This is a genomic window from Flavobacterium sp. ARAG 55.4, from assembly GCF_051846875.1.
In the GTDB taxonomy this organism is placed as follows: Bacteria; Bacteroidota; Bacteroidia; order Flavobacteriales; family Flavobacteriaceae; genus Flavobacterium; species Flavobacterium plantiphilum.
Map to the genome: position 1 here is coordinate 139,232 of NZ_JBPYCT010000008.1, position 11,545 is coordinate 150,776.

The following is an 11,545-nucleotide window of genomic DNA, read 5'->3' on the forward strand; positions in this document are numbered from 1 at the left end:
TAATAACGTTCAAAGTTTTAATTTTCTTATAATAAAACCGGGATTTTAAAAATATTATTGCCAGAGCCTGTTTTAATATCATCAAAAACATCTCCCAAACCCTAAAGGGGGTGATTTTGGTCAATTTCAAGAGGTTTTCCTCTCTTTAGGTTTGGACAGAGATTTTTTTTAATTTAAATAAATTTCAAAAAAGAGAATTCTTAAGTGAAAAGTAACTTCAGGCCTGCAATTGTCAGTCCAAGAGCAAGGAGGTATTTTAATGTTTTAGTGTTGAATTTTTGGCTTCCAAAATGAGAGCCTAATAAACCCCCAATGATGGTAGCCAGAACGGCTATTTGTAAATCTTCGGATAAATAAAAACCTCCTTTTTGAATTTGCCCATAAAGTCCGGAAATCGAATTGACAAAAATAAATAAAGCCGATACAGCTGCGGTTTCTTTTAATTTTGACCAACGCATTAAAAGCATTAACGGACTAAGAATAATACCGCCACCAATACCTAATAGTCCGGAGAGGAGTCCGATACTGCCTCCTGAAAAAAGTCCTGCCCAAAGAGGGATTTCCCGATTGGGTTCATTTTTTTCTTCAAATTGATATACGAGCCTGATAATTGAAATGAAGATACAAATACCTAATATTTTTTTATAGATAGTATCCGGTAAGCTCATACTGCCTCCTAAAAAAGCCATCGGAATACTTGCAATCACAAAAGGCAGAAATAATTTTAACCTAAAAGCACCTGCTCTGTAAAAACCAATAAATGAGAATAGCGATACAGCTAAATTCATCACTAATGCCGATTGTTTCATCATAACGGGAGCTACACCTGCCATTGTCATAATAGCTAAGTAGCCACTGGCACCGCCATGACCTACAGATGAATATAAAAATGCAACCAATGCTAATAGAAATAGTATTAAAATAGGGCTGTAATCCATGAAAATTATTTTTTAAGGTGGAACAATTCGGGTTTAAAAGTTACCATCACATAACTCCAAACTGGGGTGATGTTGCTGTTTCCTGATTTCAGGGTTTCCATGCTTTTTTCGGCTGCCATGTACGAAAATCCAAAATCAATTAGGGTAAAAGAATTGCATTTGTAGTGGGCTGATAAATCATTTTCAAAACCCAAATACGGATTGATGTTTTGGTCCAGATTATTTTTGACTTTATTAGCTAAGTAAAACAAATGAAAATCAGAACGCAGACTTATTTTATTATTTAAATCATAAGTAAAAAATAAATACGGATTAATTAAACCGCCATTTTTTACATCAGAAGGAAAGGACGTAAAATAGTCCATATTTCCCATGAATTTCCAGGCTACTCCATAAAGTGGCACGAAGGATTTGGAAATTGTAGTTGATTTTTCGGCCTTATCACCGCTCGTGATTTCTGCTCCTAACCGTGTACTAAGTTTATTGGTTTTTAACTGGATTTCAGGTTGTAAATAATAAGCCGAAATCTGGTTTCCGCTTTGTAATTGACCGTATTGGTAAAAACCGCTCAGGGTTAAATATAAATTGCCTTTTTCAAAATCCAGTCGTCCGCCAGAAGTTCCACGAGTGTAGAGCGTATTGCTATTGGTTTTACTTTGGTAACTATCGGCAGCATTCATTGTTGTCAGACTGAAATTTTTATTCAGTTTCGCTTTTAGATAATGAACGTTTAGCAATTTGTAGTTGGTGAAAGTTGTTGGTGAAAAATCGGTATCAAAAATACGTTCGGAAGTTTGGTTAAAAGATGTTATCAATTCCGAATGAATCGTATTGTTGTTGAAAGTTAGATTAATTCCGTCATGTGCTCTCGCTGCCTGACTCCAGTTGGCTGCTGAGAAAATTCTGCCGTTATCTAATTCTACTTTTTGACGACCTAATTTTATCGAGAAATGATTTGAAATTCCAGTTTCTGCATAAGCTTCAAATACATTCAGGGAACCCGATGCAGAAGTTTGTCCGTATTGTCCCCAAACACGGATATCCTGAATCGAAGTATGGAATTTGAATTTTGGCTGAGCATAATCGACATTTAAACGGCTTCTTTGTGAAGTAAAATAAGCCGCTTTGCTATCGGCTGTTCGCAATTGTTTGTAACCATCCCTGTATTCAAATCGTGGTCTGAATTCCAATTTAATGCTGAAATCTGTATTTTCTGAACTTCCTTTTTTAGTTATTTCTGTAGCTGTCAGTATAGAGTCGGCTTCTCTTTGAGTAATCAATTTTTTTTGAACTAATAACCTCGTAAAAGCTGCATTGTCCTGAGCTTTTATTCTTACGACAGGAAGAAAAGCAAATACAGCTAAGAAGTAAAGAATAATCGATTTTTTCATAAATGTATGAAGCAGATTTATGTGTTTTTAAAATTTTAGATTTTTATTTTCTTTTTCAGCAAAATCTTTAATTCGCTTTTCTATTTCATAAAAAGTAACAATGGCTTTTTCTCCGGTAGAAGTCAAACGGGCACCGCCACCGCCTTTTCCGCCTAATATTTTTTCTACTAAAGGACTTCCGGCTCGCTGATTCATTTCCTTTACCAGTTGCCAGGCTTGCCGATAAGCCATTTTCATTTCTTTGGCGGCATTAGTAATGGAACCCGTTTTTCGAATGTTTTCTAAAAGCCAGATTTTTCCAATTCCCAGAAAAGGACCTTCTGTTTCTTCTATCCAAAGACGAACTTCTATTTTATATTTTTTATTGGCCATGGTTATGTTTTTTAAAACACAGTGTAAAAATAAGTATTTTTACGTATAAAAATACGTAACTATGATTTTTTTTATTCTAAATAAAATAATTTTTATAGCCCGTACAATAAACGTAAATTTGCGACCTCATAATTTTATTTACTAAAACTTAGAAACTTAGCTACTTTATAGCTTAGCAACTCGAAAAATGAAATACAATCCGAACGAAATCGAAGCCAGATGGCAACAATACTGGGCTGACAATAAAACTTTTGCAGCCGAAAATAATTCAGCTAAACCAAAACATTACGTTTTAGATATGTTTCCTTATCCGTCGGGAGCGGGATTACACGTAGGACATCCGCTGGGATATATTGCTTCGGATGTGTATTCCAGATATAAAAGACATCAGGGTTTTAATGTGTTGCACCCCATGGGTTATGACAGTTTTGGACTGCCGGCCGAACAATATGCGATTCAAACCGGACAACGTCCGGAAGATACCACCCGAGTGAATATTGACGGAGGAGTGGATAAAGAAGGAAACCAAATTGCAGGTTACCGTAAGCAATTGGATAAAATCGGTTTTTCATTTGATTGGGACAGAGAAGTGCGCACATCAAATCCGGATTATTACAAGCATACGCAGTGGATTTTTATCCAATTATTCAATTCCTGGTACAATAAAGAAACGGATAAAGCAGAGGATATTTCGACTTTGATTGCCATTTTCGAGACAGCAGGAAATTCAAGCGTAAATGCAGTTTGCGATGATAACATCGAAGCTTTTACGGCTGCTGAGTGGAACGCTTTCGCAAAAGATACTCAGGAGAAAATTCTGTTGAAATACCGATTGACTTATTTGGCAGAAACGGAAGTAAACTGGTGTCCGGGATTGGGAACGGTTTTAGCCAATGACGAAATCGTAAACGGTGTTTCAGAACGTGGCGGATTCCCTGTGGTGCGTAAAAAAATGACGCAATGGAGTATGCGAATTTCGGCTTATGCAGAGCGTTTATTGCAAGGGTTGAACGATATTGACTGGAGCGAATCGATTAAAGAATCACAAAGAAACTGGATTGGAAAATCGGTTGGAGCGATGGTGACATTCCCCATCCTATCCTTCCCCGAAGGGGAAGAGAACTTGGAGTCTAATTCAACTTTAGGTTACATGACTGGAGGAAATAATTCTCATTTATTACTCGAAAGAGCCAAAGAAATGAGAAATAATCCAACTGAAGCAGAAAAAGTATTGTGGTTAAATTTGAAATCTAAAGCATTAGATTATAAATTTAGACAACAACATTTAATTGATGATTATATAGTTGATTTTGTTTGTCTTTCTAGAAAACTAGTGATTGAAGTAGATGGAGAAATTCATGATTTACAGCAAGAAGCGGATGCTGAAAGAACAAAGGTACTGAAAGAAAAAGGCTTTAAAGTAATCCGATTTAATAACAAAGAGATTTTAAATAATATTGATAGTGTTCTAAATATTATCACACACGAATTACGCAATGCGATAGTTCCCCCTTCGGGGGCTAGGGGGATTACGGTTTTCACTACTCGTCCTGACACTATTTTCGGAGTGACCTTTATGACTTTGGCACCGGAGCATGAATTGGTAACTCAAATCACAACTGCTGAACAAAAAGCGGCTGTTGAGGCCTATATCAAAAAAACGGCTAAACGTTCTGAAAGAGAGCGTATGGCGGATGTAAAAACCATTTCGGGAGTATTTACAGGTGCTTATGCCGAACATCCGTTTACTAAAGAACCTATTCCGGTTTGGATTGGGGATTACGTTTTAGCGGGTTATGGAACAGGAGCTGTAATGGCGGTTCCTTGCGGAGACGAAAGAGATTATGCTTTTGCTAATTTCTTCAAAGGAACTAACGGAATGCCGGAAATTAAAAATATATTCCTCCCCAACCCCTCCAAAGGAGGGGCTTTGCAAGAGGATAAAGCAAATGCAGGCTCCCCTCCTTCGGAGGGGCTGGGGGAGGAAAGTGCTTTTTCAGCCAAAGAAGGTTTTGTTTTACAAAACTCCGATTTCTTGAACGGAATGGGTTACAAAGACGGAACTCAAAAAGTAATTGCCGAATTAGAAAAATTAGGTCAGGGTTACGGAAAAATCAATTACCGTTTGCGTGATGCGGTTTTCTCCCGTCAAAGATATTGGGGAGAGCCATTTCCGGTGTATTATGTGAATGGTTTGCCACAAATGATTGATGCACAACATTTGCCCATTATTTTACCGGAAGTTGAGAAATATTTACCAACAGAAGATGGTTTGCCTCCGTTAGGAAACGCTACTGTTTGGGCTTGGGATTCTGAAAAGTTGTCGGTTGTGAGTTGTGAGTTGATAGATCATGTGACTGTTTTTCCATTAGAATTGAATACGATGCCGGGTTGGGCAGGAAGTTCCTGGTATTGGATGCGTTATATGGATGCACATAATGATACTGAATTTGCTTCTGCAGAAGCTTTGAAATATTGGGAATCGGTGGATTTATACATTGGTGGAAGCGAGCACGCAACCGGACACTTATTGTATTCTCGTTTTTGGAATAAATTCTTAAAAGACAAAGGTTTTGCGCCAACAGAAGAACCCTTCAAAAAACTGATCAATCAGGGGATGATTTTAGGGACGAGTGCTTTTGTTCAGGGTGTTTGGGTTGAAATAAGTTATCGTTCTGCAAAAAGAGATTTTGCTGAAGAGGATGAAGATTATATTTCAGTTGATTTTCCTCGTCCTTTTTTTATTGGGATTTCAAAGAATGTTTTCGGTTCAAAGGAGTTTCAAATGGATGAATATGGAATTGTAGATAACGATGTTTTAAATAAATTAATCAGTGAAAAGTTCCCGAAATTAAAATTTATAAATGAAGAAGAAAATTTATTAGATGAATGTTACGATTATAGATGTTCAGTAGTAAAACCTCATACTGATGTGAATTTTGTAAATGCGTCTGATGAATTGAATGTTGATGCTTTTAAAAATTGGAGAGAAGAATATTATACAGCAGAATTCATTTATGAGGGAGATGGTAGATTTATTGTAGGTCGCGAAGTTGAAAAAATGTCGAAATCGAAATACAATGTAGTCACTCCTGACAATATTTGTACAGAATACGGTGCAGATACTTTGCGTTTGTACGAAATGTTTTTAGGTCCCTTGGAACAGGCAAAACCTTGGAATACGGCTGGTATTTCGGGAGTTTTTGGATTCCTGAAAAAATTATGGCGTTTGTATTTTGATGACAATGGTTTGATTGTTACCAATGACGAGCCAACAAAAGACAACCTGAAAAGCTTACATAAAACCATTAAGAAAGTTTCAGAAGATATTGAGAATTTCTCTTTCAATACTTCGGTTTCTCAGTTTATGATTTGTGTGAATGAATTATCGGCTCAAAATTGTCATTCTCGTGCTATTTTAGAACCATTGGCTGTTGTGATTTCGTCTTATGCGCCACATATAGCAGAAGAATTGTGGTCTCAATTAGGACATGAAGGTTCTATTGCAACTGTTCCTTTTCCAAAATTCGAAGAAAAACATTTGGTAGAATCAGAGAAAGAATATCCGGTTTCCTTCAACGGAAAAATGCGATTCACTATCAAATTGCCTTTGGATTTGACCAAAGAACAAATTGAGGAAATCGTAATGAATGACGAAAGAACTCAAAAACAATTAGATGGCAGAACGCCAAATAAGGTGATTATTGTTCCGGGGAAAATCATCAATCTTGTAGGTTAGAATAAATTCCAATATCTTAAATTCCAAATTCCAATTGTTACACTGAGCTTGTCGAAGTGTAATTGGGGTTTGGAATTTTGTTTTTGAAATGGCAATTTAATACATTTTTAACAGCTGTCAAACTGACATTTTTTTAATTTGGTGTATAATTTGCTGTTTGTTTAGGAAAACAAAACTAAAACGATTAAAATATGGGAAGTGGTTATTTAATTCTGGCGGGAGTGATCATGCTCTTTAGCTGGTTAGTAAGTTCGAGATTAAAAAGCAAGTTTGAGCATTATTCGCAGTTGCATTTGCAAAACAATATGAGTGGTGCAGAGATTGCTACCAAAATGCTACACGATAACGGGATCTATGATGTAAAGGTAATTTCGACTCCGGGACGATTGACTGATCATTACAATCCGGTGGATAAAACAGTAAATTTAAGTGAGGCGGTCTACAATGAGCGTAATGCGGCTGCCGCAGCTGTGGCAGCTCACGAATGTGGTCATGCGGTTCAGCACGCCGTGGGTTATGAATGGCTCACTATGCGTTCTAAACTGGTTCCGTTTGTTAATGTAGCTTCGAATTTTATGCAGTGGATATTATTAGCCGGGATTATTATGCTGGAAACGTTTCCGGGGCTGTTGCTCTTTGGAATTATCCTGTTTGCGGCGACTACTTTGTTTTCGATTGTTACTTTGCCTGTAGAATATGATGCCAGTAATCGTGCTCTGGCCTGGCTTAAAACAAAAAACATGCTTAATCCTGCTGAATATGCCGGAGCAGAAGATTCGTTAAAATGGGCAGCACGTACTTATCTGGTAGCTGCCATAGGTTCTATAGCAACCTTATTGTACTATCTTTCCATTTATATGGGAGGAAACAGGAGGGATTAAGGAATTCAATAGCAATAGCGGTTTCAAAAATCAATTTCAAAATATAAAATCCAAATTCCAATAATTAGTGATTAATTGGAATTTGGATTTTTATTTTTCTGAATTTAAAAATTACTATTGAATCTTTATTCCGGCATGTTTTGTTGCTGCCACTCTATCAGAACGGCTACCTGAGCGTCAGTCAAAGGAGGTTTTTTATTTACAGGAGGCATAAATTTACGATCATCCTGCGGCAGTCTCACGCGCGAAATGATAGCGTCAATATTTTCTTTTACATGTTCATAGCTGTCAAAAGCTTCTTTTTTTCCTTGTGGCGGAATGTGGCATGGCGTACAGCTATTTTCAATAAGAGGTTTGATATCGCTGCTATAACTTATCTTTTTAATATCAACATATCCTGAATTGTTTTTTTGGACGCTGCTGCAATTGATAAACAGCATAGATAATGGCAGTATTAGCATAATGAGCTGAATTTTTCTTTTCATTGTTTGAGTTAATTTTTGGTTGTTAATCAAAAATACTTAAAAAACGAATCGGAGAGCAATAAAATAAAAAAGCCATCTCAAAAAAAATGAGATGGCCTTGTGTTATATTGTGTCCGTATGATTACTTCGCTTTATTAGCTTCAGCAATGTATTTTTCTAATGCCATGGTCATAGAAGGTGTGCCCGGTGCAGGAGCAAGAATATCAATTCTTAATCCGTGGTCTAAAGCTTCTTTTTGAGTAGTGCTTCCAAAAACAGCAATTCTGGTATTGTTTTGCTTGAAATCCGGGAAGTTTTTATATAATGATTTAATTCCTGTTGGGCTAAAGAAAGCCAGAACATCATAATAAACATCTGCTAAATCAGATAAATCACTCATTACTGTTCTGTAGAAAGTGGCCTGAGTCCAGTCTACTTTCAGGTTGTCTAAAGTAATTGGAGCGTCAGCATTTAGCTGATCTGAGGCTGGTAACAGGAATTTTTCGTCTTTGTATTTTTTAATCAAAGGAGATAAGTCGGCAAAATCTTTTGCTCCAACATAAATTTTACGTTTTCTGTATACTACGTATTTTTGAAGGTAAAAAGCTACTGCTTCCGATTGACAAAAATATTTTAAACCTTCCGGGATTTTAAAACGCATTTCTTCCGCCACTCTAAAAAAGTGGTCAACAGCATTTCTACTGGTTAAAATAATAGCAGAAAAATTGTTGAGATCAATTTTTTGAAGTCTAATTTCTTTTGCGCTAACTCCTTCTATGTGTATAAAAGGGCGGAAATCAATTTTGATTTTATGTTTTTGTTGGAGTTCAAAGTAAGGTGAATTCTCTACTTTAGGCTCTGGTTGCGATACCAAAATTGTTTTGACTTTCATATTTTAACATTTTCTAAGCGCTCCCTTTTGTAAACAAATAATACATGAAAAAATAGGGAGCTATTTCGAGAGTGCAAAGATATAAAATAAAATAAAACAACTTACTGAATATTAATTTTTGATATTTTTTTATTGAAATAGAATAAGTCAGAACGCTTAGCATAAGTATTACGGCGATTATTGCTATAGGAATATTCTGTGAAACAGTGTTGTAGTAGAATAATATAATATTCACAGGTAAAATAATAATACCAATATAAGTGCGATAAGTGATTTTCTGAAGGTTAAATTGCTCTACAAATTCTTCAATATTGAAAGTTGTCGCAATGATTTTTTCGACTAAAAACTTTGATAAAATGAAAAAGATAAGAAAAGTGATAATCTGAATATAAAGTAACCAGTCCGTTTTTGAAGCATATCCAAAAATGCTTAAAGAAATCTGAATAAAAAAAGCAAAAGAAATCACCTGTACAAAAAATAAGGAGATGGTAAAGCTGCTTTTTAACTGGCTGCTGTCACGATACACTTTAGAATATTTATCCGAGAAGATGAGATTGATAAAATCGCCAAATCGATTTCCGTAAGCCGATTTAGTGAATGCAATAATAGCAAAAGCCAAAACAAATAAAAGGGTAGCCCAGTCTTTGTTTTCGGTGATTCTCGGATGTAAGAGGTAGTCTGTCATAGCGAAAGCAAAATTAGTAAAATTTTATATCAATATTTTTATTATAATATTATTATGAATCAAATGCTATAAAAAGGTTACTTTTGCGTTGAAATTTCCAGAAATATGAATAATTGTATTGTTATAATTCCAACCTATAACGAAATTGAGAATATCGAAAGTATCATTAGAGCGGTACTTTCACAACACAAGATTTTTCACGTTCTTATAGTGGATGATAATTCTCCAGATCATACGGCTGATAAGGTTCGGTTATTACAAACTGAATTTGAAGGACGCTTATTTCTAGAAAACAGAAAGCAAAAATCAGGTTTAGGAACCGCTTATGTACATGGTTTTAAATGGGCTCTGGCTCATGATTATGAATTCATTTTTGAGATGGATGCTGATTTTTCACATAATCCAAATGATTTAGAAAAATTATACAATGCCTGTCATTTTGGAGATGCTGATTTAGCCATTGGCTCCCGTTATGTTACAGGTGTAAATGTCGTGAACTGGCCGCTGAGCCGTGTGTTAATGTCATATTTTGCGTCGGTTTATGTACGAATGATTACCGGGATGATGATTCATGATGCTACGGCTGGTTTTGTTTGTTATAAACGGTCTGTTTTGGAGAAAATAAATCTGGATAAGATAAAATTCGTGGGTTATGCTTTTCAGATAGAGATGAAATACCGTACTTTTTGTAATAAATTCAATATTGCCGAAGTGCCCATTATTTTTACAGACAGAACCAAAGGACAGTCTAAAATGAGTAATTCCATAATAGTAGAAGCTGTTTTTGGAGTGATTTCGCTTCGGTTAAAAAAATTAGTTAACAGATTATAATATAATGACAATGAACAGGGTTTTAATTAAGAATGCCAAAATAGTAAATGAAGGAGTAATTTTTGAAGGCGATGTATTAATTGAGAATGACTTAATTGTTGAGATTTCAGAAAGCATTAGTGCCAAATCATCCGATTGTAAAATTATAGACGCCGAAGGGAATTATTTAATTCCGGGTGCTATTGATGATCAGGTGCATTTTAGAGAGCCGGGTTTAACACATAAAGGTGATATTGAATCAGAGTCCCGTGCAGCTGTTGCCGGAGGGATTACTTCTTTTATAGAACAACCTAATACGGTGCCTAATGCAGTTACTCAGGAAATTTTAGAGGAGAAATACCAATTAGCAGCCCAAAAATCGTATGCGAATTATTCGTTTATGATGGGAGCTACTAATGATAATTTAGAAGAAGTTTTGAAAACGAATCCTAAAAATGTTGCCGGAATTAAGATATTTTTAGGTTCGTCAACAGGAAATATGCTGGTGGATAATGAAGCTACGCTGGAAAAAATATTTTCAAGTACGCCGCTTTTAATTGCTGTGCACTGTGAAGATGAAGCCACTATCAGAGCCAATACTGAAAAATATATTGCGGAATATGGTGATGATGTTCCGGTAACTGTTCATCATTTAATAAGAAGCGAAGAAGCCTGTTATTTGTCTTCTTCAAAAGCAATTGAACTGGCTAAAAAAACAGGAGCCCGTTTGCATATTTTTCACTTGTCTACCGCTAAAGAAATGGATTTGTTTACCAACAAAATTCCATTAGAAGAAAAGAAAATTACTGCTGAGGTATGTGTGCATCATTTATGGTTTACCAATGATGATTATGCAACCAAAGGCAATTTTATTAAATGGAATCCGGCGGTAAAAACAGCTCATGACCGAGAAGCGCTGTGGAAAGCTTTGAATGATGACAGGATTGATGTGATTGCTACTGATCATGCACCGCACACACTGGAAGAGAAAAAGCAGCCTTATTTAAAAGCACCATCCGGAGGACCATTAGTGCAGCATGCAGTTGTAGCTATGTTTGAGGCATACCATCAGGGTAAAATCAGCATTGAGAAAATTGTGGAAAAAATGTGTCACAATCCGGCTAAGATTTTCAAAATAGAAAAACGAGGTTTTATTAAAGAAGGATATTATGCCGATTTAGTAATTGTAAATTCCGGTTTGCCATGGGGAGTGAAAAAAGAAAATATTTTTGCTAAATGCGGATGGTCTCCATTTGAAGGCTATACTTTTAAATCGAGAATTACCCATACTTTTGTCAACGGACAATTAGTTTACAATGCTTTTAAAGTAAAAGATATTCGTGCTGGAAAAAGACTATTATTTGAAAGATAAG

General features: G+C 35.8%; 10 protein-coding genes. 4 read left to right on the forward strand and 6 right to left on the reverse strand.

The window, feature by feature from the left end:
* Window positions 1-200: 200 nt before the first annotated feature.
* The 3 genes from ACSV4D_RS10735 to ACSV4D_RS10745 are packed head-to-tail and all read right to left on the reverse strand — an operon-like array spanning window position 201 to window position 2,701.
* Complete coding sequence (locus tag ACSV4D_RS10735; RefSeq protein WP_408079829.1) at window positions 201-938, reverse strand: sulfite exporter TauE/SafE family protein; 738 nt, start codon at window positions 936-938, stop codon at window positions 201-203.
* A 5-nt stretch (window positions 939-943) separates the two neighbouring features.
* On the reverse strand, window positions 944-2,329 hold the full coding sequence (locus ACSV4D_RS10740; protein WP_439228277.1) for an alginate export family protein: 1,386 nt from the start codon (window positions 2,327-2,329) through the stop codon (window positions 944-946).
* A gap of 27 nt (window positions 2,330-2,356) precedes the next feature.
* Entirely contained in the window at window positions 2,357-2,701 is a 345-nt protein-coding gene (locus ACSV4D_RS10745; RefSeq protein WP_439228278.1) for a winged helix-turn-helix domain-containing protein, read from the reverse strand.
* Between the two features lie 187 nt (window positions 2,702-2,888).
* Between ACSV4D_RS10745 and ACSV4D_RS10750 the strand changes: the two genes are divergently transcribed.
* Both ACSV4D_RS10750 and ACSV4D_RS10755 read left to right on the forward strand, forming a co-directional pair.
* Window positions 2,889-6,440 (forward strand): leucine--tRNA ligase, encoded by a 3,552-nt coding sequence (locus ACSV4D_RS10750; RefSeq protein WP_439228279.1) that lies wholly within the window; start codon window positions 2,889-2,891, stop codon window positions 6,438-6,440.
* A 191-nt stretch (window positions 6,441-6,631) separates the two neighbouring features.
* Complete coding sequence (locus tag ACSV4D_RS10755; RefSeq protein WP_408079821.1) at window positions 6,632-7,321, forward strand: zinc metallopeptidase; 690 nt, start codon at window positions 6,632-6,634, stop codon at window positions 7,319-7,321.
* A 125-nt stretch (window positions 7,322-7,446) separates the two neighbouring features.
* Here the strand turns inward: ACSV4D_RS10755 and ACSV4D_RS10760 are convergent, their stop codons facing one another.
* The 3 genes from ACSV4D_RS10760 to ACSV4D_RS10770 form a co-directional block, all read right to left on the reverse strand.
* Window positions 7,447-7,806, reverse strand: a complete 360-nt coding sequence (locus tag ACSV4D_RS10760; RefSeq protein ID WP_439228280.1) for a hypothetical protein — start codon at window positions 7,804-7,806, stop codon at window positions 7,447-7,449.
* 121 nt (window positions 7,807-7,927) lie between these two features.
* Window positions 7,928-8,677 carry a uroporphyrinogen-III synthase gene (locus tag ACSV4D_RS10765; protein WP_408079817.1) on the reverse strand — a complete coding sequence of 250 codons (750 nt, stop codon included), beginning with the start codon at window positions 8,675-8,677 and terminating at the stop codon, window positions 7,928-7,930.
* Window positions 8,678-8,690: 13 nt separating this feature from the next.
* Entirely contained in the window at window positions 8,691-9,362 is a 672-nt protein-coding gene (locus ACSV4D_RS10770; protein ID WP_408079815.1) for a DUF4271 domain-containing protein, read from the reverse strand.
* 105 nt (window positions 9,363-9,467) lie between these two features.
* Here ACSV4D_RS10770 and ACSV4D_RS10775 point away from each other — a divergent pair, with 105 nt between their 5' ends.
* Together ACSV4D_RS10775 and ACSV4D_RS10780 are read left to right on the forward strand one after the other, a co-directional pair.
* Window positions 9,468-10,193, forward strand: coding sequence for a polyprenol monophosphomannose synthase (locus tag ACSV4D_RS10775; protein ID WP_408079813.1), 726 nt, complete (start codon window positions 9,468-9,470; stop codon window positions 10,191-10,193).
* Between the two features lie 10 nt (window positions 10,194-10,203).
* On the forward strand, window positions 10,204-11,544 hold the full coding sequence (locus ACSV4D_RS10780) for a dihydroorotase (protein ID WP_439228281.1): 1,341 nt from the start codon (window positions 10,204-10,206) through the stop codon (window positions 11,542-11,544).
* Window position 11,545 lies beyond the last annotated feature (1 nt).